The organism is Pseudomonas sp. BN417 (assembly GCF_029871205.1).
Taxonomy (GTDB): Bacteria; Pseudomonadota; Gammaproteobacteria; order Pseudomonadales; family Pseudomonadaceae; genus Metapseudomonas.
In genome coordinates this window covers 44,654-66,899 of record NZ_SSOJ01000141.1, presented here as the reverse complement: position 1 = coordinate 66,899, position 22,246 = coordinate 44,654, and the positions used below count along the sequence as shown (strand labels likewise).

Here is a 22,246-nt window from a genome sequence, read left to right as displayed (position 1 = left end):
TTCGCGGAGCTCAGCCCAACCTACCGGGAGCAGGCCGGCACCGGTCCATCAGGGGCATGCTTTACCTGTCCGTGCTGCCGCTAATACGGCGGATGCGCCTTTTCCTGCTCCCTGGCCATCTCCAGGTGCCGCTGGAGCACCGGCAGGGTGTTGCGGGCGAAGTCCTGGACATCCGGGTCGCCGGTCTCGACGGCGCGGCTGAAGAAGGCCAGGCCTCCTCGTTGGTCTTCACCTGGTTTCGGGCGAACGGTCCTCCGGGCTAGGAGTAGCGCGCGGAATGATGGGGGTAGTCGCCCACCCGCGCGCCTATGACCATTTCGCTGATCCAGCTGGTGAGAATACTGGTGTAGGCCTGCTGGTCGCAGTCCTGGCTCAAGGCGTGGTCGGCGCCATCGAGAATGCGATGGGTCATGGAATGGGCCTTTTCGAAGGCCGCGCGGTAGCTCATCAGCGTCGTGTGGGGCACGAAGTCGTCGTGCTCGGACTCCACCAGCAGCACATCGCCGGCGAACTGGGCGCAGGATGCCAGCGCCAGGTTGTCCTGGGGGTTCCAGGGAATGCGTCGGTAGCGCTGCAGGCGGGCCACGTCGAGCTGGTGCTTGGGCATGTCCCAGTCATCGTCCCAGTAGAGCGCCGGCACCCGCAGCGCCAGCCATTTCACCGGCCGCAGGGTGGTGAGGAAGGTCGACAGGTAGCCGCCGTAACTGCTGCCGATCACCGCGATGGCCTCGGCGTCGATGGCCGGGTGCTCTGCGAGACGGTCATAGGCCGCCACTATGTCGGCCAGGTTGTGCTCGCGGGTCACGCTTTCCTTGGCGGCGATGGTCTTCTCGTGGCCGCGAAGGTCGAAGGTCAGGCAGACGCAGCCGAGCCCGGCGATGCCCTTGGCCCGCGCCAGGTCGCGGTGCTGGCTGCCGCCCCAGCCGTGCACGAAGAGAACGCCCGGGACCTTGGTCTCGGGCGAGAGGAGCGTTCCGGCTATGGCGTCATTGTCCACGGCGATGTCCACCGTCTGGCTATGCGCTGTCATAGGGTTCCACCTTGACGTATTTGCTGAGCAGACCCAGTTCGGGTTCGTCGCCGCGATAGAGCCGCGTCGAATGGGCCGGCGCTGGCGCGTCGCCATAGATTTCGCAGGTCGAAGCGCGGATCCGCTGCAGCGCCGGGTCGGCCGCGAAGGCCTCCAGGGCGAAGACTTCCGCCGCGCTGGCACCGCCAATGCGCCAGGACTGCTCCAGCACGCCCGAGCGCTGCCTGCCCTGGGCGTCCAGGCCGCGCGCCACGTCATAGTTGCGCCGCGAGGCGAAGAAGCCGGGGTAGGCGGCGAAGGCCGCCTGTTCGTAGAGCTGCGCCTGCTCCACGGCCAGGCGCACGGGTCTGGGCATGTCCAATCGCATCAAGGCGTCGTAGTCGCCGCACACCAGCACCAGATCCGAGCCGCCATAGACGGGGGAGCCATTGTTGTCGCGGGTCAGGCACTGGGTGCCGTAGTAGCTGGCGGTGATGCCGGCCACCTGCACCTGGCCGACGCTATAGGTGTCGGGCTGCTCGAGATCCTCCTCCAGCACCAGGCCCCAGGTGCCGATTTCCTCGGCGTCCTGCTGGGCCAGGGCGTCGGCCAGTTCGCGCAGGTTCCAGATCACCAGCTGGCCACGGCCGGCCTTGCCGCGCACCGGCTTCAGGCGAGCCGGACCGCGCTGCAGCAAGGCCTCGCCGGCGCGCTGGGCATCGCCCAGGTCGAACACCGTGTAGCCGTGCAGGACGGCCTTGCCCGCCTGTTCGGCAAACCGCTCGGACCAGCCCGGCGGCACCCGCGAGGGCCGCTTGAACAGGGGATGGGTAATGGCCTTGGTGGCCATGAAGGGCTGCGGTACCAGGCCACCGAAGAAATCCTCCGGACCCCGGATGCCAAGGCCGTTGGCGTTGCCGATCAGGGTCTCGTCGGGGAGGAAGTAGCAGTGCTCGGCCTCGTGCCGGGCCGGATCGAAGCGGCCGAGGAAGGCGCAGCCAAGCATCCCGGCGATCTTCTCGCCAAGGACCTTGTGCACCGCCAGCTCGTGGTCGAGGAAACGTTCGCCGACCTGCAGCAGTACGACGCCTGTCCTGGCCTTCATCACTGGTCCTGCCACGTGCCGCCGCCGTTCTCGCAATCGCTGCGGGCCTGGCCCAGGTGGGCGACGCTGTGGTAGTGGGTGAGCACATGGCAGGCACCGGCCAGGGCGGTGCCACTGGCCAGGTTGCCGAGCAGGAAGAGCACGGCGGCGATACGCATGGGTGGTCTCCTTGGCGGTGGCGGCCATTCACTGGTTCTGAACGGGGCATTTCCCGGGGAGTTCAGGGTTCCTGATAAGCGGTGCGCGGGCGGACGACAAAAATCTGAACTCATGCAAAAAGCTGCGGACTCAACTTCAAGGAGCAACTGCCAGTGACGGAGGAGAAAGCCATGAGGCGGGACTGGGACCTGATCAGGGAACTGCTGTTGGCGATCGAGAAGCTGGAGCCGGGCTACCACTTCGTGGCGCAGCCCATTGGCGAGCACAGCCTGGAATCGGTGAACTACCACATCCACCTGCTGGAGCATGCCGGGCTGGTGGAGTGCGTCGAGTACCACCCCTGGAGCGGCGACCCCGGACGCGTCGCCACCGCGCTGACCCTGATTGGCCATGACCTGCTGGACAGCATCCGCGACGACGACACCTGGCGGGCGAAGAAGAACATCCTCCTCGCGCGCCTTGGCGTCATTTCCTACGACGCCCTGCGCAAGAGCGCCTGAACCCGCCCCGAATCCGAAGAGACACGGCCATGCCTGGGCAATCGAGCACTGCCGCGGACGCCATCCGGGCGTTCAAGAACAGCATCCTGGCGAAACTCAAGTACACGGTGGGCAAGGACCCAGGCAACGCCTTCGATCACGACTGGTTCGAGGCCGTGGCCCTGGCCGCCCGCGACCATGTGATCGATCGCTGGGAAGAGGCCACTACCCTGGTCGACCGGCAGGATGAGAAGCGCATTTATTACCTGTCGCTGGAGTTCCTCATCGGCCGTCTGCTGGTCGACAACCTGAGCAACCTCGGCCTGCTGGACGTGGCGCGTCAGGCCCTGGCGGAGCTGAACGTGGACCTGGAGCGGATCCGCGAGGTCGAGCCCGACGCCGCCCTTGGCAACGGCGGCCTGGGGCGTCTGGCGGCCTGCTTCATGGAGAGCATGGCCACCCTGCGCCTGGCGGCTCACGGCTACGGCATCCGCTACGAGCACGGGCTGTTCCGCCAGGTGATAGTGGACGGCTGGCAGGCCGAACACACCGAAACCTGGCTGGACTTCGGCAATCCCTGGGAGTTCGAGCGGCCCGAGGTGGCGTACAGCATCGGCTTCGGCGGCAGCGTCTTCACCCACGTGGAGGAAGACGGCACCAGCCGACAGATCTGGCACCCCCACGAAACCATTCGCGCCATCGCCTACGACACCCCGGTGATCGGCTGGCGCCGTTCGGCGGTGAACACCTTGCGCCTGTGGCGCGCCCGCGCCGAGGAAGACCTGCAGCTGGACCGCTTCAACGCCGGCGACCACTTCGGCGCGGTGGCCGATGTGGTACGCGCCGAGAGCATCTCGCGGGTGCTCTACCCGGCGGACATCACCGATGCCGGCCAGGAGCTGCGCCTGCGCCAGGAGTTCTTCTTCGTCTCCGCCTCGCTTCAGGACCTGCTGCGCCGGCATATTGAGCAGCACGGCGATATCCAGTGCCTGCCGGACAAGGTGGCGATCCAGCTCAATGACACCCACCCGGCCATCGCCGTGGCCGAGCTGATGCGCCAGCTGGTGGACCTGCACCAGCTGGAGTGGAGCCGCGCCTGGGAACTGACGGTGGCAACCCTGGCCTACACCAACCACACCCTGATGCCGGAGGCCCTGGAGTCCTGGCCGGTATCGCTGATGGAGCGCCTGTTGCCGCGGCACATGCAGATCATCTACCTGATCAATGCCCAGCACATAGATGCCCTGCGCGCCCAGGGCATCCACGATTTCGCCCTGCTGCGGGCGGTGTCGCTGATCGAGGAGGAGCACGGTCGGCGAGTGCGCATGGGCAACCTGGCGTTCCTCGGTGCCCACAGCGTCAATGGCGTCTCGGCGCTGCACACCAGGCTGATGCAGGAAACCGTGTTCCGCGAGCTGCACAAGCTCTACCCGCGGCGGGTGAACAACAAGACCAACGGCGTGTCCTTCCGTCGCTGGCTGTTCCAGATCAATCCGCAGCTGACCCGCCTGCTGGTGGATACCCTGGGCGAAGCAGTGCTGGACGCCCCCGAAAGCACCCTGGAACAGCTCGAACCCTTCGCCGAGAAGCAGAGCTTCCGCAAGCAGTTCGCCCTGAGCCGCCAGCACAACAAACAGGCGCTGGCCCACCTGGTGCGGCAGCGCCTGGGCATCGCGCTGGATACCGGGGCCATCTTCGACGTGCAGGTCAAGCGCATCCACGAGTACAAGCGCCAGCTGCTCAACCTGTTGCAGACCGTGGCGCTCTACCAGGCCATTCGCAACGACCCGGCCACCGACTGGGTGCCACGGGTGAAGATATTCGCCGGCAAGGCCGCCGCCAGCTACCAGCAGGCCAAGCTGATCATCAAGCTGGCCAACGACATCAGCCGGACCATCAACGACGACCCCACGGTGCGCGGGCTGCTCAAGGTGGTGTTCATACCCAACTACAACGTCAGCCTGGCCGAGGTGATCATCCCGGCGGCCGACCTGTCGGAGCAGATCTCCACCGCCGGGCTGGAAGCCTCGGGCACCAGCAACATGAAGTTCGGCCTCAATGGCGCCCTGACCATAGGCACCCTGGACGGCGCCAATGTGGAGATGTGCGAGCGGGTCGGGGCGGAGAACATGTTCATATTCGGCTTGACGGCGCAACAGGTGGAGGCGAGGCGCCGCGGCGGCGAACGGGGCATGGGCAGCGTGATCGCCGAATCCGAGCGTCTCGGCGAAGCGCTGGAGGCCATACGCGCCGGCGTCTTCTCGCCGGACGACCCCTCACGCTACGCGGCACTGGTAGATTCCCTGTTGTTCGACGACCGCTTCATGGTCTGCGCCGATTTCGACGCCTACTGGGACGCCCAGCGGCAGGTCGACAAACGCTGGCAGAACGGCTCCACGTGGTGGCGCTCGGCGGTGCTCAACACCGCCCGCATGGGCTGGTTCTCCTCCGACCGGATCATTCGCGAATATGCCGAGGAAATCTGGCAGGCGCCGGTGAAGCCCTGAGAGGGCGCCGCTCCAGGCTCTTTGTGGGGGCTTTTGGTGGGGGCTCTTTGTGGGAGCGAATTCATTCGCGAAAGGCCTGCGTAGCGGGCCCCTACCTACCCCCGGGCCGGCCTTCGGCCTGAATCGCGATTGAAATCGCCCCCACACCGATCCCCCGCTTCTGCGGGGTCAAACCCAATCCGCAATCCTCACCCGCTGGCGCAGGTGCAGCCCGAGCATCAGCTCGTCCAGCGCCCCGGCGGCGAAGCGGCGCAGGTGCTCCACGGGCTGGGCCTTGTTGCTCTCCGGGGCATGCACGAAATCGTCGAACTCCAGCGGCTCGTCGGCTTCGGGCGGGGTTTCCACCAGGGTCCACTGCAGGTCGCTGTGCAGCAGGCGCTGCTGCAGGTACTCGGCGGCGGGCGCCGGGCTGTCGGGCGACTGTTCCAGCCAGAGCAGCCGGTCGATCACCATCAGGCGCTTCACCCCGGCGATGCTCAGCCCGTCGATCAGCGCACTTACCGCACTGAATACCTTGTGGAAGGCCCGATCGCTGCTGTCTACCGGGCCTGCCGGCAGCCGCGTGCTGGACAGCACGCAGATCACCGCATCCTTGCCCACCACGCTCTGGCTCACGCTGAGGGCATCGAACAGGTTGCCGGTCTTGGCGCGGATGCCGGGGCGCGCGGTGACCGAATTGAGGTCGCTGAGCACGGCGGTGGCTTCGTACTGGCGGTGCAGGGCCTCCACCAGCAAGGCGCTGCCCAGGGCGCCCTGGGCGCCGTAGATGGCCAGCTTCACCGCGGGGGTCTCGAGATTCTTCATGGCTGCAGGTTATGGGCCGGGGTAGGGCCGTCCTTTTTCGGGTGGACGATGCGCGTCACCTGGATGTCGGTGATGGCCTCTGGTAATTCGGAAGTATGGATGGAACCCAGGTAAAAGCGCGCCTGGTCGGGTGTCATGGCCTCGCTGTCGGATCTCACTTCCACGCTGCGAGTCTGGTCATTGAGGATGTAGCTGATCAGGTAGAGGGTCTTCTTTGGCATGGGCTGGCTCTCCGTCTGGCGTTGCTCCTGCTCGGGTAGACAGACTGGACGCGGCGCCGGGTTCCATCTTTCCGCTGGGTGGAGCCCTCCGGCGAAGACCTGAGCTAACGGCGCAAGCCCGAGGTCCAAGGTTCCATGCACGGCTCTTGCGAGTAGCGCGGGAGGCTGTAATGACCTTCATCTGCTTCTTCTACGGCTGCGCATGGAAAGCGGGCACCCCGGTCCACATGGGCAACGAGGACCTTATCTGGCATTGCTGCAGCCGTTGCGGCAGCAGCCGTTACCTCAAGTTGGAGGCAATGCGGGCGCCGGCTGGTCGCTCGGCGGAAGGGTGAAACGTTCGCACCACCTGGCAAGGCGGCCAAAGAAGGCACGGCTGCAAGGGTGGACCCGACTCGGCGCTTCGCCGCCTTGAGGTGGCGGGCCTGTGTGGACGAGGCGGGGGCCTTGTGTAGGAGCAAGGGGACGCCGAGTTCTTGCTCGCGAAAGGCTGTTCGCGAGCAAGCTCGCTCCTACAAGCCCAGCTCGGGCTACGGTCTGAGTCGAACCGAACCGTCGGGTGGATTTCCACCTGTCGGCGCCGCAACCACCTACAATTTTTCAGGTGCCGGTTTGACCCTGTGCTTGTGGTGTCGGCGGATATGCTTGGCGCGTTTTTCCAGGATCAGGTAGGCGATCACCGCCACCATCAGCGGCAGCAGGAAGTAGAGGGTGCGGTAGCCCAGCAGCGCTGCCACCAGGCTGCCCTGGCTGAGCTGATCGTGGAGCAGGGCGAGGAAGACGGTCTCCAGTACGCCCAGGCCGGCGGGGATATGGGTGATCACCCCGGCCACGCAGCTGATCAGCAGGATGCCGAGGATGGACGGGTAGAAGGCTTCCTTGGGCAGCAGCCAGAAGATCAGCGACGCCATCAGCGCCCAGTTGATGGCACCCAGCCAGACCTGGATCAGCGCCAGGCGCAGGGAGGGCAGGGTGATCTCGTGGTCGCGCCAGGACCAGGTGCGGCGCTTGGCGTAACCGCAGGCATAGAGGTAGGCGCCGGCCAGGGCCAGGAGCAGGAATCCGATCAGCTGCAGGCCGGTGATGCCGATCTTCCAGTTATCCGGCAGGTTCACCATGCGCAGCGAGAACACCAGCCCGGCCAGGGCCATGTAGCCCACCCAATTGGTGATGATGCCCAGGCTGATGACGCGGGTGACGGTGGCGGTGTCCAGCCCCAGGCGCTTGTACAGCCGGTAGCGCAGGGCCACGCCGCCGACCCAGGTGGTGAAGTTGAGGTTGAAGGCGTAGCAGACGAAGGCCACCGGGATCACCTGGCGTGCCGGCAGATGGTGCTCGGTATAGGCCCGGCCGATCAGGTCGAAGATGCTGAACACCATGTAGCTGGAGAAGGCCAGGGCGACGCCCACCATCAGGGTGAGGGTGCTGTAGGTCTTGAAGGATTGCTCCACTTCCCGCCAGTCGAGGTTCTTCACCAGGGTGTAGAGCAGCACCGGCACCAGGATCAGGAAGAACAGGGTGAACAGGCGCATGCCCCAGGTGAACCAGGGATTCTCCTTGTCGGTGGTCATCAGGTCTTGCCCTCGTCATAGCGGGGCCCGGCGTCGGCGTCCGTTTCCGGGTGCAGGGATTCGAGGCTCGGCGCGTGAGCTGGGAACCAGCCGGCAATGGCCGGGAAACGGCGGATGAAGTGGAAACAGAGAAAGATCAGCGGCGCCCGCCACCAGTAGCCGCGGATGATCCGCTCCAGGCTGATGCGCGTGCAGTGTTCCGTGGCCAGCTGCACCAGGTGGTTGTGCAGGCGCTGGTTGAAGTCCGCGTCGCGGATGATCAGGTTGGCTTCCAGGTTCAGCGCCAGGCTCAAGGGGTCGAGGTTGCTGGAGCCGACGGTGGACCATTCCCCGTCCACCAGCGCCACCTTGCCGTGCAGCGGCCGCTGGCAGTACTCGTGGATGGTCACCCCATCGCGCAGCAGGTAGTTGTAGAGCAGCCGCGAGAAGCCCCGCGCCCAGGGCATGTCGGGCAGGCCCTGGAGGATCAGGCTGACCTTCACCCCGCGCCGGGCGGCGTTGCGCAGCTCGCGCAGCAGGCGGTAGCCGGGGAAGAAGTAGGCGTTGGCCACCACCAGCCGCGAGGTGGCGGCCCGAATGGCCTGCAGGTATTGCTGTTCGATATCGGTGGTGTGCCGGTCATTGTCACGCTCGGCCAGCAGCACCCGCACCCTGCCCGTGGGCCGCGCCGGCGGCCGCACCTGGCTGGGCTCGTCGAGGGCCGGGCGCAGCAGACCCAGGCTTGAACGGTGCAGGTCGGCCACCACCGGGCCGGTGACTTCCACGGCGTAGTCCTGCTTGGCCATGGGGCCGTAGTCGGCCAGGTGGTCGGCGGAAAAGTTGATGCCGCCGACGAAGGCGCGCTCGCCATCGATCACCACTATCTTGCGATGCAGGCGGCGGAAGAGGTTGGTGCGCATGCCCAGCAGGCGCGGGCTGGGGTCGAACACATGGACGTTGACTCCGACCCGGGTCATGGCGGCGACGAATTCCCGGCCGAGGTCCGCGGTGCCATATCCGTCCACCGCCAGCTCCACGCGCACGCCGCGTTGGGCCGCCTCGATCAACACCTGCTGCAGCTCGTGGCCCACCTTGTCCTCGAAGATGATGAAGGTCTCTATCAGCACTTCTTCGCGGGCGGCGCGGACGCAGTCGAACACCCGCGGGAAGTAGTCCTCGCCATTGATCAGCAGGCTGACCTGGTTGCCGTCGCGCCATGGACTGGTCAAAGCCGGATCTCCGCGGCCAGCGGCGCGTGGTCGGAGAGGTGCGACCAGGGCCGGGTTGAGAGCACCACCGGTTCGTGGCTGGTGGCGTTGCGCACGTAGATGCGGTCCAGGCAGAGCAACGGATAGCGCGCCGGGAAGCTCTTGGCCGGCATGCCATAGGCCCAACGGAAGGCTTCCACCAGCGACTGCTCGGCCAGCAGGTTGTCGGCGCGCAGGCGCCAGTCGTTGAAGTCTCCGGCGACTATCACCGGCGCTTCCGGGGAGAGGGTCGCCAGCAGGTCGCAGAGCAGTCCGAGCTGATTCTGCCGGTGCGATTCGCGCAGCCCCAGGTGCACGCAGATGGCATGCACCTCGCGGTGGCCGGGGACGTCCAGCACGCAATGCAGCAAGCCGCGCTGCTCGTTGCCGTTGACCGTGACGTCGTGGTTGTCGTGCTGGATGATGGGAAACTTCGACAACAGCGCATTGCCGTGATGGCCGTTGGGGTAGACCGCGTTGCGGCCGTAGGCGAACTGCGGCCACATGCTGTCGGCGAGGAACTCGTACTGTGGCGTCGTCGGCCAGTCCCGGTAGCGCTTGGCGTGGCGGTCATGGTTGCCCAGCACTTCCTGGAGGAATACCAGGTCGGCTTCCGTGGTGCGTACCGCGTCGCGCAGCTCCGGCAGGATGAAGCGTCGGTTCAGGGCGGCGAAGCCCTTGTGGGTGTTGATGGTCAGCACCTGCAGCCGATGCACCGCGGTGACCCGGTCGATGACGATCTCGGACGTGGGAATGGTGGTCACGGTCTCGCTCCTGCGAATCTCACTCATGACTCGACCCTCAGTGGTTGCCCGGCCTGGCCGAGCGCGCTTCGTGGCAGGACGAGGCGCCGATGGGCTCCTGCAGGCCGGGCTCGGGTACATCGTCGAGCCGAATATCCCCCACGTCATGGAAAACCACGGCTTTCATGTTCTTCTCCTGGTGCCGCCGGCGAGGTCGGCAGGCGCAGTCGCATCGGCCGCCGGAGCGCGGCCCCTAGTTTTCCGACTGGCAGGGCGGAGAGGGGTTCAGGGTTTTTGACGGGGGGAATGCCGCGCGTCCGAGGGCGCACCTGCGGCCTGTTTTCGCGAATGAATTCGCCCCCACAGAAGAGCGGCCCCTTGGAGCCTAGGGGTTGGCGGCCTGCAGCTCGAACAGCAGCAGCGAACGGCTGGTCACGGCGTATTCCGAGCCGAAGTCGTGCGCTTCCAGGGCCCGAAAATCGGGCCTGTTGGTATCCAGCAGGCAGGCCCAGCCGCTGCCCTGGGCCACTTCCGGGAGGCGGAAGTTCACCGCTTCGTGGTGGGCGTTGACCAGCAATAGCAGGGTGGCGTCGGCGCCGCTGCGGCGGATGCCGGTGGGCTGGGCGCGGCCGTCCATGAGCATGCCCATGCAGCGCGCGTGGTCGTCCAGCCACTGTTCCTCGGTCATTTCGGCGCCGTCGGGGGCCAGCCAGGTCACGTCCTTGACTCCCAGCTCCTCGTTGTAGAGCCCTACCAGGAACCGGCTCCGACGCATGATCGGATAGGCCCGGCGCAGGCTCACCAGGCGCCGGGTGAACTCCAGCAGGCTGCGGCCTTCCTCGTCCAGGGACCAGTCCACCCAGCCGGTTTCGTTGTCCTGGCAGTAGACGTTGTTGTTGCCATGCTGGGTGCGGCTGAATTCGTCGCCGGCCAGCAGCATCGGGGTGCCCTGGGAGAACAGCAGGGTGGCCAGCAGGTTGCGCATCTGCCGCAGGCGCAGGGCGCGGATCTCCGGATCGTCGGTGGGGCCTTCGCAGCCGTGGTTCCAGGACAGGTTGTGGTCGCTGCCGTCACGGTTGTCCTCGCCATTGGCCTCGTTGTGCTTGTGGTCGTAGGTCACCAGGTCGCGCAGGGTGAAACCGTCGTGGGCGGTGATGAAGTTCACCGAGGCGAAGGGCCTCCGGCCGCGCTGGTTGAACAGGTCGCCGGAAGCGGTGAGGCGCTTGGCGAGCTTGGCCATCTGCCCGCCATCGCCGCGCCAGAAGGCCCGCACCGAGTCGCGGAAACGGTCGTTCCATTCCGCCCAGCCGGGTGGGAAACCGCCCACCTGGTAGCCGCCTGGTCCGCAGTCCCAGGGTTCGGCGATCAGCTTCAGGCGGCTCAGCACCGGGTCCTGGCGGCAGGCCACGAGAAAGCCGTGGCGCTCCTCATAGCCATGGGCTTGGCGGGCGAGGATGGTCGCCAGGTCGAAGCGGAAACCGTCCACGCGCATCTCGCTGGCCCAGTAGCGCAGGGAATCGGTGACCATCTGCAGCACGCAGGGATGGCTGAGGTCGAGGGTGTTGCCGGTGCCGGAGTCGTTGACGTAGCAGCGCCGTTTACCGGACACCAGGCGGTAGTAGGTGGCGTTGTCGATGCCGCGCATGCTCAGGGTCGGACCCAGCTCGTTGCCCTCGGCGGTGTGGTTGTAGACCACGTCAAGGATCAGCTCCAGGCCGGCGTCGTGCAGGTGGGCGACCATTTCCTTGAACTCGTTGACCTGGCCGCCGGCGAGGTAGGCCGGATGGGGCGCGAAGAAGGCGATGCTGTTGTAGCCCCAGTAGTTGTTCATGCCCTTTTCCAGCAGGTGCTTGTCGTTGAGGAAGGCATGTACCGGTAGAAGCTCAATGGCGGACACTCCCAGGGAACGTATGTGCTGCAGCAGCTCTGCGTTCATCAGGCCGGCGAAGGTGCCGCGCAGGCTCTCGGGCACCGCCGGATGGCGCATGCTGATGCCGCGCAGGTGGGCCTCGTAGATCAGGGTGCTGTCCCAGGGGGTACGGAAGCGTTGCTGTGCGCCCCAGGTGAAGGCCGGGTCGATGACCCTGCACTTGGGCACGAAGGCGGCGCTGTCGCGCTCGTCGAAGCTGAGGTCGGCGTCCTTCGAGCCGATCACGTAGCCGAACAGTGATTCTGACCAGCGCAGCCTGCCCACCAGTTGCTTGGCGTAGGGGTCGATCAGCAGCTTGTTCGGATTGAAACGGTGCCCCGCGTCGGGCTCGTAGGGGCCATGCACCCGGTAACCATAGACCTGTCCCGGATGGGCGTCGGGCAGGTAGCCGTGCCAGATCTCGTCGGTGTATTCCGGCAGGTCGATGCGCTCCAGTTCGGTCTCGCCGGTGGTGTCGAACAGGCACAGCTCGACCCTGGTGGCATGGGCCGAGAATAGCGAGAAATTGACCCCCAGACCGTCCCAGGTGGCGCCCAGGGGGAAAGGATGGCCCTCGCTGACCCGCGAGTGCCGAACGATCTGCGGAGCATGGGCGCGCGGCCTGCTCATGGAACCTCCTCAGTGGCCGTTCAGGATCAGGTCGCGCGGGTCGAACCGGTTTTTTTCGCCGACGCCGGTTTCTCGGGCGCAATCTCCTGCGCGTTCTCGGGCGCGGCATCGATCAGGCTCATCGTCTTCGGCTTGCTGATGCGCCGCGCCCGGGGAGGCGCCTTCACCGGCTCTTCGGTTTCGGCGTCGACCAGCACGCAGGCCATCTCCCAGTGGCGGGCAGCCTGGCCTTGCGGGCGGCCCTCGGACTCCCAGATCTGGTAGGCGAGTTCGCGGATGCGTTCCTCGTTCTTGCTCATGGCTGCGGCTCCCGGCTCGAAGGGGTGAAGAACAACAGGTTGACTGGAAATTCCGCCAGGAGCTCCCCGAGGGCCAGGCTGCCCCGCGACGGGATCAGCTCGCGGGCGGAGAAGCTGCCGGTGAAGTGTCCGGCACGCAGGGCCCGGGGCAGGCGCACATGGGTGTCGCCCCAGCGCTGCGGCGGCACCAGGGGCTGATCCTGGCCATCCAGCAGCGGCGCCGCCAGGCGCGGCACCACCACCAGCAGGCTGCGGCCGGCATGGCTGCGGGCGAAGGCCAGGACCCGTTCGGCGTGCTCGCCCTCCACTTCCAACGGCTGGTAGTCGCCTTCGCGAAACAGCTGCGGCTGGGCCTGGCGCAGGTTCAGCACGGTGGCGATCAGCCGCTGCTTGATGCGGCCGTCGCGCCAGGACGCGATCAGCGCGCGGGGCTCGTCCAGGTTGCAGAGGGCAGCGATACATCCCGGATAGTCCACGGGCTGGCGGTTGTCAGGGTCCACCAGGCTGAAGTCCCAGAACTCGGTGCCCTGGTAGAGGTCGGGGATTCCCGGCGTGGTCATCCGCAGCAGGCACTGGGCCAGGCTGTTGAGGACGCCCGCCGGGGCCAGGGCGGTGGCCGCGGCGGCGAGCTCCTGGCGCAGGGCGCGCGCCTGTTCGCTTTGCATCAGGCGTACCAGGAAGTCCCGGCAGGCGTTCTCGTAGGCCTGGTTGGGGGCACTCCAGCTGCTGCGCAGGCGCGCTTCGCGCAGGGCCTTTTCCTGCCAGCGCACCAGGCGCTCCAGGTAGTGCTGCAGGCCTGCGGCATCCTCCAGGTCGAGCCCGGGGGGCCAACTGCCCAGCAGGCACTGGTAGAGGGTAATCTCGTCGGCCGGGGCGATCCCCTGGCCCTCGTCACCGGCCCGGCGCCAGGGGGCGGCCAGGCGCCGCCAGGCGTGCACCGCCTCGACGAACCAGCTGGCCCGCTCGCTCAGTACTGCCAGGCGCGCGCGGCTGTCTTCGCCACGCTTGTGGTCGTGGGTGGCGGTGGCCAGCAGGTTGTCGGGGAAACTCGCCGCGCGCGCGGCGCAGCAGCGGTGGAAGTCCGCCAGCGGGGCGCTGAACCGTTGCGGGTCGAAGCCCACGTCGTTGCGCGAAAGCAGCACCACCGAGCGGTAGCAGGCGGTGTCCTCCACCGCCTTGGCGGCGGCCGGCGAGGTGAGCTGCTGGAAGCGCCGCAGCATCTGCCGGCGCAAGCGCCGCTGCGGGCCTGGCGGCAGGGCGCGCTGGGGGTCGCCGCCGAGCCAGCGGTCCAGGTAGTCCAGCAGTGGCCGGTCGGCTTCGCCGATGCTGCCACGGGCGCCGTCCAGCGCCTGCTGGAAGTATTCGGCATCCTGCTCGGAGCGACCGCAGGCGCCGGCATAGGTGCGGTAGACGGGGAAATGCACGATCAGCTCCAGCAGCGCCCGGCGGATGGCGCCCAGGGTCAGGTCGCGGGTGGCGATATCGCCCCGGGCGATCTGCAGCAGGCCTTGGGCCACGGTTTCCAGGTCGCCGGCCAGGGAGCTGGCCAGCAGGGCCCGGCGCGCCTCCCGTGCTTCTTCGAGGAAGTCGCCACTGCGTCCGCTGACGGCTTTCCACAGCGCGCAGAGGCGCATTTCGCCAAGCGGGTCGTGCTGCAGCAGCGACACCTGGTTCATGAATTCGTAGCCGGTACTGCCGTCGACATCCCAGTCGCCGGGCAGGCGCTCGCCGTGGGCGAGGATCTTTTCGACGTAGATGGGGAAGTGCCTTCCCGCCAATGCCGGCGGACTCTTGGCCAGCAGGGCACGGACCCTGCGCCGCAGACGACGGCAGTAGCTGCGCGGATCGGCCAGGCCGTCGACGTGGTCGATGCGCAGTCCGTCCACCAGGCCCCGCTCGATCAGCTCGAAGACCTTGGCGTGGGTGGCCTCGAAGACGTCCTGGCGCTCCACCCGCAGGCCGCCCAGCTCATTGATATCGAAGAAGCGCCGCCAATTGATGTCGTCGGCGGCGGTGCGCCAGCTGGCGATACGGTAGGGCTGGCGTTCCAGCAGCCGATGCAGGCGTTGCAGCCCGGCCTCACTGTCACTGCGGTACAGCGCCAGGCCGCGCTCCAGGGCCAGCGTGTGGCGCTCGTCGCGGGCCAGCAGTGCCAGGCTCTGCTGCAGCTCGACGGCCTGGCGCCGGGCATCCCGCGCGCCGGCCAGGCGGTCGAAGCCCTGGGCCAGGGCGGACAGCTCCGGGGCGCCGCAGCTGCGCAGGATTTCGCCATAGCTGGGCGGCGAGATGGGGAAGCGGTGCTCGAAATGCCGGGCATGGAAGCTGCCCTTTTCGGCATCGAACACCAGCGGCACCTCGCCGGCGGCCAGCACCTCGCCGTAGTCGCTGCGCAGGAAGGGCGCCAGCAGTTGGCCATGGAGCAGCGGGTCTGGAGACTGCCACTGGATGTCGAAGAAGCTGGCGTAGGGGCTTGCGGTGCCCCACTCGAGCACATCGAGCCACCAGGGATTGCCGTCGCCGCCCACCGCCATGTGGTTGGAGACCACATCGAGGATCAGCCCCATGCGCTGCCGCCGCAGGGCCTCGACCAGGCGTTCCAGTGCGGCTTCGCCGCCGAGTTCCGGATTGATCCGCGTCGGGTCCACCACGTCGTAGCCATGGCTGGAGCCGGGGCGGGCGCAGAGCAGCGGCGAGGCATAGACATGGCTGACGCCCAGGTGGGCGAAGTACGGTACCAGGGGCACGGCGTCGTCCAGGGTGAAGCCGCGGTGGAATTGCAAGCGCAGAGTGGCGCGCAGGTCAGTCATGTTCGGGCCCCCGCTGGATCGCGCGGCTTTCCACCAGGCGGTCGAGGTGGCGCCGGGCAAGGGGCTGGTCGAGCAGCTCGGCGGCCGCCACCGGCCAGCGCCGCCGCCAGTTCGGGTGCACATCCCCCGGTCCCGGCAGGTTGGGTTGCTCCAATTCGCCAAGAGCGTCCTCCAGGGGCAGCAGCACCAGGGGCGCCGGGGTTTCGCCGACGTAGCCGATACAACCTTCGACACAGGCCTCCAGGCTGCACTCGTGGACGGACAGCTGGCCTTGCTGGCGTAGCGCGGCCACCAGCGCATGGCATTCGCGCTGGCGCTCGTCCAGGTCTGCTCGGGCCTGCTCCGGGACGCTGTGGCCGGCCTTGAGCCGCCATTCGACATCGCGGCCCTGGAACCAGCCCTGCAGGCTGGGCAGGTCGTGGGTGCTGGTGGTGGCCAGGGCGTTGTCTGGCCAGTGCTCGGGGGGGATGAAACGGCCGTCGCGTTGTTCGAACAGCAGTACACGCATGCCCAGGACCTGGCGCCGCGCGAGCTCTTCGCGCAGCCCCTCGGGCACAGTGCCCAGGTCCTCGCCTATCACCAGGGCCTGGTGGCGCCAGGATTCCAGGGCCAGCAGGCGCAGCAGGTCGCGGAAGGGGAACTGCAGGTAGGCGCCGGCATCCGGCGGTGCGCCCTGGGGAATCACCCAGAGCCGCTGCAGGCTCATCACGTGGTCGATACGGATGCCGCCGGAATAGCTGAAGCTGGCCCGCAGCATCTGGATGAAGGCGCGGAAACCCTGCCCCCTGAGGCCCTGCGGCGAGAAGGCCCAGACCCCCCAGTTCTGCCCGGAACGGTTGAGGATATCCGGCGGTGCGCCCACGGTGACCATGGGCAGCAACTCGTCCTGGCAGGCCCAGGCCTGGCTGCCGGCACAATCGGCACCCACCGCCAGGTCGGCGATCAGGCCGATGCGCATGCCGGCGCTCACCGCACTGATCTGCGCGCGCTCCAGACAGCGGGCGATCAGCCATTGGCTGAACGCGTGGAATTCGATTTCCGCCGCGTGCTCCACGGCGAAGCGTTGCACCGCGGCGTGCTGCGGGTTGCGCAGGTGCTCCGGCCAGAGTCGCCAGTCGCCGGGCAGGCGGCTGTCCAGCATGTGCCGGTGCAGGGCCTCGAAGCGGCTGTGCAGCAACAGGGCGTCGCCACCGCGTTCGCGGAAGCGCTCGAAGTCGTGGTGCAGCGGCCCGTTGTCTTCGTTGAAGTCGCGATAGAGCTGGCGTAGCAGCGTCTGGCGAGCGCGCGCTACCGCCGGCCAGTCGATCAGCGGGAGGGCTTCCAGGCGGGCGAACTGCGACCCCAGGCCGGTGATTTCCAGCGCCCGGGCGACTGCTGCCTCGCCCAGCACGCTGGCCGGCGCCGCGTGCAGCACATTGAAGTGCAGCCGGCTGGAGGGCGAGTAGGGGCTGTACTGCTGGCCGTTGGCGCTGCACAGGGCATGTACCGGGCTGATGGCCAGGGCATCGGCGCCCTTGGCGGCGGCGCTGCGGGCCAGGTCTTCCAGGGCGCGGGTGTCGCCCAGGCCACCGTCACCGGGGCGGCGCAGGGCATAGAGCTGCGCGCCCAGGCCCCAGATGCGTTGGCGTTCCGCCAGCTCCATCACGCCCTGGCAGGCGGGCGGCGCCACCGCCAGGCAGAGCTGGTGCTCGCCAATGGCCAACTGGTGGTAGCCGCAGGTATTCGGCGCGACGAGGCGGCCATCGGCATCCAGGCGGCCATCCAGCAGGCGGCCGTCCTCCAGGCGCAGCTGGTAGGACTGGCCGGGGCGCTGGCCGTCGGCCAGGGACAGCACTTCGCCCTGGTCCAGGGTGACCAGGGCGCCGGGCCAGCCGCTGTGCCGGCGCGCCTCGATCGCCGCCAGGCTGCCGGCGATCTGCTGCGGGCTCTGGGCGGCGAAGCCAAGGGCTTCCAGCAGCATGCGCTGGGCCTCCGGGCTGATCCGTTGGGGCCGGCCGCCGGCATCCACCCAGTCCAGCAGGAGGCCTGCGGCGCTGGCCAGGCTGGCCAGTTGCGCATCGCTCATGGCGCGCTCTCCCGCAGTACCAGGGCGCTGCGCGGCGGCAGGCGGTGCTCGGCGAGGTCGAGCCCGTCCACCCGGTGGGCATGGAGCAGCTCGGCATTGGCCGGAGCCCTGTCGAAGGGTACCGGAGACGCGCCGAGGTTGAGGGCGATATGCAGGCGGCTGTCATCGCCCAGGCGCCAGGCGGCGGCCACCGCGTGGGAACCAAGCACCCTGGCGCCCAGGGGGCGGCAGCCGGGTAGACGCGGGACGATCCACAGGTGGCGCAGGCGCAGCAGCTCGCGGTACAGCGCTAGCCATTCGCGGTGGCGCAACTGGTGGGCCGGGTCCAGGTCGGGCAGGCTGCTGTCGAAGGTCCGCGACGAGTTGGGGTCGGGAATGGCCTCGCGCAGCGCGGCATCGGCAAAGGCCGAGAACTCTGCGAACTCGTCGCGTCGGCCATCGCGCACCGCGCGACCCAGCTTGTCGGGGTGATCGGTGAAATACAGGAAAGGCTGGGCCGAGCCCCATTCCTCGCCCATGAACAGCAGCGGCACCATGGGCGAGAGCAGGAGCAGCGCGGTGGCGGCCTTGAGCGCGTCAAGGTCGGCCAGCACCGGCAGGCGTTCGCCGAAGGCGCGGTTGCCCACCTGGTCGTGGTTCTGCAGGAACAGCACGAAGGCGGTGGGCGGCAGGTGCGCGCTGGGTTCGCCGCGGGCAGAACCATGCCGGTTGCCCTGGCCCTGGAAGGCGAAGCCTTCGCCCAGGCAGCGGGCCAGCTGGGTGGCGGGAGCCTGCGCATAGTCGGCGTAGTAGCCCTCGTGTTCACCGGTGAGCAGCACATGCAGGGCGTTATGGCCGTCGTCGTTCCACTGGGCGTCGTAGCCTTGCCGCATCAGGCTGGCCTCGTTGCGCTCATTCTCCAGGACCAGGTGCACATGGCGGCCGGGCAGCAGCCCGGCGCGTACCCTGGCAGCCAGTTCCAGCATGAACGCGCGGTCGCGGATGGCGTGCACCGCGTCCAGGCGCAGCCCGTCCATGCGGTAGTCCTCCAGCCACATCAGGGCGTTCTCGACGAAAAAGTCGCGCACCGCCTTACGGCGGAAGTCGATGGGCGCGCCCCAGGGCGTCTGCCGGTCGGCGCGGAAGAACTCACTGGCATAGTGGCCGAGGTAATTGCCCTCCGGACCGAAGTGGTTGTAGACCACGTCCACCAGCACCATCAGGCCCAGCTCGTGGGCGCGGTCCACCAGGCTGCGCAGCTCGTTCGGCGTGCCGTATGAGGACTCCGGGGCGAACGGCAGCACGCCGTCGTAGCCCCAGTTGCGCTTGCCGGGGAACTCCCCCAGGGGCATCAGCTCCACGGCTGTCACGCCCAGGTCGCGCAGGGCCGGCAGGTAGGCCTCGACTTTGGCGAAACCACCGAGCAGGCCCACGTGCAGTTCGTAGATCACCGCCTCATGCCAGGGCCGGCCGCACCAGCCGGGTGTGCGCCAGGCGTAGCGGGAAGGGTCCACGACAATGCTGAAACCGTGGACATCGCCCAGCTGCTGGCGCGAAGCCGGGTCCGGCACCCGCAGGTCGCCATTGACCAGGAAGCGGTAGCCGCCGCCCGCGCGGCACGCCAGCTCGCCATCGAACCAGCCACCGTCCTCGGGCTGCAAGGGGTGCAGCGAGCCGTCCTGCATTTCCACCGCGACTGCACGGCAGTCAGGCGCCCAGAGAGCGAAGAGCACGCGTTCGGCATCCAGCAACCTGGCGCCGTGGCGTTGCGGGGCGGTCATCAGTCCTGGCCCCCGACCTCGCGAACGTCGCCCAGCAGGCGCAGGTAGAGCTCGTCGTAGGGGGCGACCGACTCCTCCCAGTACAGCGGCGAGGCCATCGCCTTGCAGCGCATGGCATCGAACAGCTGCGGGTGGTGGTAGACGGCCAGGGCACGCTGCAGGGCGTCCAGGTAGCTATCGACCGTCGGATCGTCGAAGAGGAAACCGGTCACGCCGTCTTCGATGGTGTCGGCCAGGCCACCGGTGCGCCGGGCGATGGGCAGTGAGCCGAAGCACTGCGCGTACATCTGGCTCAGGCCGCAAGGTTCGAAGCGCGAGGGCATCAGCAGGAAGTCGCTGCCGGCGTAGATGCGTCGGGCGTCGGTTTCGTTGAAGCCGATCTGTACGCCGATGCGGCCGGGGTGGCGTTCGCCCAGTTCGACCATGGCCTGCTCCAGTTCCGGCTCGCCCTGGCCGATCACGGCGATGCGGCCGCCCTCGGCGACTATGTGCTCGGCCACTTCGCGGGTCAGGTCGATGCCTTTCTGCTGGACCAGGCGCGAGACCACGGCGAACAACGGGCCGTCGACATCGTCCAGCTGGAACAGCTGCTGCACATGTTCGGCGTTGGCGCGCTTGCCTTGCCACTGATGGACGCCGAAGCCTTCCACCAGGTGCGGGTCGCTGCCCGGCTCCCAGCTTTCGTCTATGCCGTTGGTAATGCCGCTGAGCTGGCCTTCGGCGACCTTGCCCTGGAGCATGCCTTCCAGGCCGCAGCCGAAGTCGGCGGTGGTGATCTCCTGGGCATAGGTCTCGCTCACCGTGGTCACGTGGCTGGCGTAGGCGATACCGCCCTTGAGGAAGGACAGCTTGCCGTAGAACTCCAGGGCCTCGTGGCTGAGTGCCTCGGGTGGCAGGGCCAGCTCGGGGCTGCTCTGCAGGTCGCAGATGCCCTGGTAGGCCAGGTTGTGGATGGTGAACACAGTGGGCGTGCGCAGGCCGCGCCAGGCCATGTAGGCCGGGGCCAGGGCCGCCGGCCAGTCGTTGGCGTGGACCAGTTCCGGGCACCAGCTGATGCAGGCGGTGCCGGCGGCGATCTCGGCGGCCGCCAGACCCAGGCGGGCGAAGCGGATATGGTTGTCCGGCCAGTCGTGGCCATGGCCGTCGCCGTAGGGCGTGCCTTCGCGCTCGTAGAGCTCGGGGCAGATCAGCAGGTAGACGATCAGCCCGTCGGGCAGGTCCAGGCGGCCGATGCGGCAAGGGGGCAGGGCGGCGAGGCCGCCGACCTGGCCGATGATGCGGATCGGCAGGCCGGCTTCCAGCACCTGCCGGTAACCGGGAATCAGCACGCGGATGTCGTGGCGTGACGACAGGGCCTTGGGCAGGGCCGCCGACACATCGCCGAGGCCGCCCACCTTCACCAGGTCGGCGAGTTCGGAGGTGACGAACAGGATGCGCTTCTTGCTGGCTTGCAAGCTGCCCAGGTGCAGTTCGGCCCTGGGTTTGGCGCTGGGGGATGCGACCTCATCGATGCGGGCCGTGGCTACGGCAGTTCCCATGGTGTGCTCCGATTTTTCTGGTCCTTGTTCTGCGGTCCCCTCGGTCGGCAAGACTTCTACCGGACCTTGCGGACGCGCGCGCCGACTCCCTGCTATCTGGCTCCCGCCAGCCGTACAGGCGCCTTCTCGTGGTGCCGATCTTTTCGGACCCCACATCAGTCCTGACTGACCCGCCGGGCAGATGGTTCGACTTTTTTTCTGTCCGTCGGTCCATCCCTCGATAGGCTGAACTTTGCCCGCGGTCAGGCCTTCCATAAGACAAGGCAGGCCTGTCGCAGAGGAGGGATGGAGATGCGCGAGATCGAGCAGGTGGTGAACTTCCTGGGGAAGTACAGGCTCACCCTGGTGACCGCTGAATCCTGCACCGCCGGGCTGATGGCCTCGCTGGTGGCGGAAGTCTCCGGTGGCGGCGCGGTGCTGGACAGTGGCTATGTGGTCTATTCGCCCCGGGCCAAGCAGGCCTGCCTGGGCGTGCATGAACAGACCATCGAGCGCTACGGCCTGACCAGCGAGGAGGTCACCCGCGAAATGGCGGTGGGTGCCTTGCAGGCCAGTCAGGCAGATATCGCCCTGGCCAACACCGGCCTGGCCGAGGCCGACGGTGGCATGGACGGCGTGCAGTGTTTCGCCTGCGCCATGCGGATCAACGACCACGAAGGCGTGGTCAGCGAGACCCTGCGCTTTCGCGGCGAACGCAACGAAGTGCGCCAGGCCGCGGCGCGTCATGCCCTGCTGCAGCTGCCGTATTACTACGAGCGGCTGCGCCAGGCGGGAGGGAGGTGAGCGTGGACCCGCATAGCGAAGCCTGCAGCCGCTGCCTTGTGGCCTGCTCGCTCTGCATCACCGAATTTCTCATGATCAGGAGCGAGGCGGAGCGCAAGGCGGTCAGGCGTTGCCGGGGACTTTGCGGCGAGTGTATGGACAGCTGCCGGCGCTGTGCCGAAGCCAGCGGGGAATGTGCAGCGGCGCTGGTTGATGAAGTTAAAGTTGTTTCTTGAATATATTTTTCAAGGTGTTGTTATTAAACATAAAAATATCAATCTTGAGAAATCGCACGAACTCCCGGAGGACAAGGGGAGTCAGTTTTCCTGTATTCGCCCCATGCAATCGGGAGTTCGCAATGAATGCCATCGAGCTACTCAAGCAGGATCAGCAGTACTTCCGCACCGTGGACGCCCTGGTCATCCCCGACCTGCTCAAGACCGACCCCGGCTCCGTTCCCTTCTCCGGTCGGGTGAGGTCCTCAAGGAACTGATCGAGCACCACCTGGACGAGGAACAGAAGGAAATGTTCCCGAAGGCCGCCAAGCTGCTGGGCAAGGTCAAGCTGGAAGAACTGGGACAGCAGATGGAGGCCCGAGGGCGCCAGTTGAAGCAGGCGAAGGCGGCCTGAGCCTTCTGCTCTGGGTGGAAAG

At 67.4% G+C, this 22,246-nt stretch carries 19 protein-coding genes and 2 pseudogenes; 6 read left to right on the top strand and 15 right to left on the bottom strand.

From position 1 onward, the window contains the following. Nucleotides 1–56: 56 nt before the first annotated feature. Nucleotides 57–263, top strand: coding sequence for a hypothetical protein (locus E8F11_RS20215; protein WP_280290655.1), 207 nt, complete (start codon nucleotides 57–59; stop codon nucleotides 261–263). Here the strand turns inward: E8F11_RS20215 and E8F11_RS20210 are convergent. Genes E8F11_RS20210 through E8F11_RS20200 form a run of 3 tightly spaced genes read right to left on the bottom strand, consistent with a single transcriptional unit; the run spans nucleotide 260 to nucleotide 2,272 of the window. Beyond that, a complete protein-coding gene (locus tag E8F11_RS20210; protein WP_280290654.1) occupies nucleotides 260–1,030 on the bottom strand; it encodes an alpha/beta fold hydrolase in 771 nt (256 codons plus the stop codon). The two genes, E8F11_RS20215 and E8F11_RS20210, sit on opposite strands and share 4 nt — an antisense overlap. After that, complete coding sequence (locus tag E8F11_RS20205; RefSeq protein ID WP_280290653.1) at nucleotides 1,017–2,114, bottom strand: DUF3182 family protein; 1,098 nt, start codon at nucleotides 2,112–2,114, stop codon at nucleotides 1,017–1,019. The genes E8F11_RS20210 and E8F11_RS20205 overlap by 14 nt, the downstream gene beginning before the upstream one ends. Further along, nucleotides 2,114–2,272, bottom strand: a complete 159-nt coding sequence (locus E8F11_RS20200) for a hypothetical protein (RefSeq protein ID WP_280290652.1) — start codon at nucleotides 2,270–2,272, stop codon at nucleotides 2,114–2,116. Before E8F11_RS20200 ends, E8F11_RS20205 begins: the two co-directional genes overlap by 1 nt. A 171-nt stretch (nucleotides 2,273–2,443) precedes the next feature. Between E8F11_RS20200 and E8F11_RS20195 the strand changes: the two genes are divergently transcribed. After that, nucleotides 2,444–2,773, top strand: coding sequence for a DUF2513 domain-containing protein (locus E8F11_RS20195; protein WP_280290651.1), 330 nt, complete (start codon nucleotides 2,444–2,446; stop codon nucleotides 2,771–2,773). A gap of 29 nt (nucleotides 2,774–2,802) precedes the next feature. Next, nucleotides 2,803–5,259 (top strand): glycogen/starch/alpha-glucan phosphorylase, encoded by a 2,457-nt coding sequence (locus E8F11_RS20190; RefSeq protein WP_280290650.1) that lies wholly within the window; start codon nucleotides 2,803–2,805, stop codon nucleotides 5,257–5,259. Nucleotides 5,260–5,427: 168 nt separating this feature from the next. On the opposite strand, the gene E8F11_RS20185 is transcribed toward E8F11_RS20190, so the two are convergent. Both E8F11_RS20185 and E8F11_RS20180 read right to left on the bottom strand, forming a co-directional pair. Continuing rightward, nucleotides 5,428–6,063: an NAD(P)H-binding protein gene (locus E8F11_RS20185; protein ID WP_280290649.1), complete on the bottom strand. Its 636-nt coding sequence runs from the start codon at nucleotides 6,061–6,063 to the stop codon at nucleotides 5,428–5,430. Beyond that, the gene (locus E8F11_RS20180; protein WP_280290648.1) at nucleotides 6,060–6,284 is read right to left on the bottom strand and encodes a hypothetical protein; all 225 of its coding nucleotides are present in this window, start codon (nucleotides 6,282–6,284) and stop codon (nucleotides 6,060–6,062) included. Before E8F11_RS20180 ends, E8F11_RS20185 begins: the two co-directional genes overlap by 4 nt. A 170-nt stretch (nucleotides 6,285–6,454) precedes the next feature. Between E8F11_RS20180 and E8F11_RS20175 the strand changes: the two genes are divergently transcribed. Continuing rightward, complete coding sequence (locus E8F11_RS20175; protein ID WP_280290647.1) at nucleotides 6,455–6,619, top strand: PSPA7_2676 family Cys-rich small protein; 165 nt, start codon at nucleotides 6,455–6,457, stop codon at nucleotides 6,617–6,619. Nucleotides 6,620–6,874: 255 nt separating this feature from the next. Here the strand turns inward: E8F11_RS20175 and E8F11_RS20170 are convergent, their stop codons facing one another. The 10 genes and pseudogenes from E8F11_RS20170 to glgA form a co-directional block, all read right to left on the bottom strand. Next, nucleotides 6,875–7,855 (bottom strand): lysylphosphatidylglycerol synthase domain-containing protein, encoded by a 981-nt coding sequence (locus E8F11_RS20170; protein WP_280290646.1) that lies wholly within the window; start codon nucleotides 7,853–7,855, stop codon nucleotides 6,875–6,877. Then, the gene (clsB, locus tag E8F11_RS20165) at nucleotides 7,855–9,063 is read right to left on the bottom strand and encodes a cardiolipin synthase ClsB (protein WP_280290645.1); all 1,209 of its coding nucleotides are present in this window, start codon (nucleotides 9,061–9,063) and stop codon (nucleotides 7,855–7,857) included. Before clsB ends, E8F11_RS20170 begins: the two co-directional genes overlap by 1 nt. Then, nucleotides 9,060–9,845 carry an endonuclease/exonuclease/phosphatase family protein gene (locus E8F11_RS20160; RefSeq protein WP_280290644.1) on the bottom strand — a complete coding sequence of 262 codons (786 nt, stop codon included), beginning with the start codon at nucleotides 9,843–9,845 and terminating at the stop codon, nucleotides 9,060–9,062. Before E8F11_RS20160 ends, clsB begins: the two co-directional genes overlap by 4 nt. A 91-nt stretch (nucleotides 9,846–9,936) precedes the next feature. Continuing rightward, nucleotides 9,937–10,011, bottom strand: a pseudogene (locus E8F11_RS20155) (hypothetical protein); the annotation flags it as partial. A 198-nt stretch (nucleotides 10,012–10,209) separates the two neighbouring features. Further along, nucleotides 10,210–12,363, bottom strand: a complete 2,154-nt coding sequence (glgX, locus tag E8F11_RS20150) for a glycogen debranching protein GlgX (RefSeq protein WP_280290643.1) — start codon at nucleotides 12,361–12,363, stop codon at nucleotides 10,210–10,212. Between the two features lie 26 nt (nucleotides 12,364–12,389). Beyond that, nucleotides 12,390–12,662, bottom strand: coding sequence for a DUF2934 domain-containing protein (locus E8F11_RS20145; RefSeq protein ID WP_280290642.1), 273 nt, complete (start codon nucleotides 12,660–12,662; stop codon nucleotides 12,390–12,392). After that, nucleotides 12,659–15,469, bottom strand: a complete 2,811-nt coding sequence (locus E8F11_RS20140) for a malto-oligosyltrehalose synthase (protein ID WP_280290641.1) — start codon at nucleotides 15,467–15,469, stop codon at nucleotides 12,659–12,661. The genes E8F11_RS20145 and E8F11_RS20140 overlap by 4 nt, the downstream gene beginning before the upstream one ends. Continuing rightward, nucleotides 15,462–17,534: a 4-alpha-glucanotransferase gene (malQ, locus tag E8F11_RS20135; protein WP_280290640.1), complete on the bottom strand. Its 2,073-nt coding sequence runs from the start codon at nucleotides 17,532–17,534 to the stop codon at nucleotides 15,462–15,464. The genes E8F11_RS20140 and malQ overlap by 8 nt, the downstream gene beginning before the upstream one ends. Continuing rightward, nucleotides 17,531–19,294, bottom strand: a complete 1,764-nt coding sequence (gene treZ / locus E8F11_RS20130; RefSeq protein WP_280290639.1) for a malto-oligosyltrehalose trehalohydrolase — start codon at nucleotides 19,292–19,294, stop codon at nucleotides 17,531–17,533. Before treZ ends, malQ begins: the two co-directional genes overlap by 4 nt. Continuing rightward, complete coding sequence (gene glgA / locus E8F11_RS20125) at nucleotides 19,294–20,832, bottom strand: glycogen synthase GlgA (RefSeq protein ID WP_280290638.1); 1,539 nt, start codon at nucleotides 20,830–20,832, stop codon at nucleotides 19,294–19,296. The genes treZ and glgA overlap by 1 nt, the downstream gene beginning before the upstream one ends. A 291-nt stretch (nucleotides 20,833–21,123) precedes the next feature. Between glgA and E8F11_RS20120 the strand changes: the two genes are divergently transcribed. Continuing rightward, nucleotides 21,124–21,615, top strand: a complete 492-nt coding sequence (locus tag E8F11_RS20120) for a CinA family protein (protein WP_280290637.1) — start codon at nucleotides 21,124–21,126, stop codon at nucleotides 21,613–21,615. 379 nt (nucleotides 21,616–21,994) lie between these two features. Further along, nucleotides 21,995–22,224, top strand: a pseudogene (locus E8F11_RS20115) (hemerythrin domain-containing protein); the annotation flags it as partial. Nucleotides 22,225–22,246 lie beyond the last annotated feature (22 nt).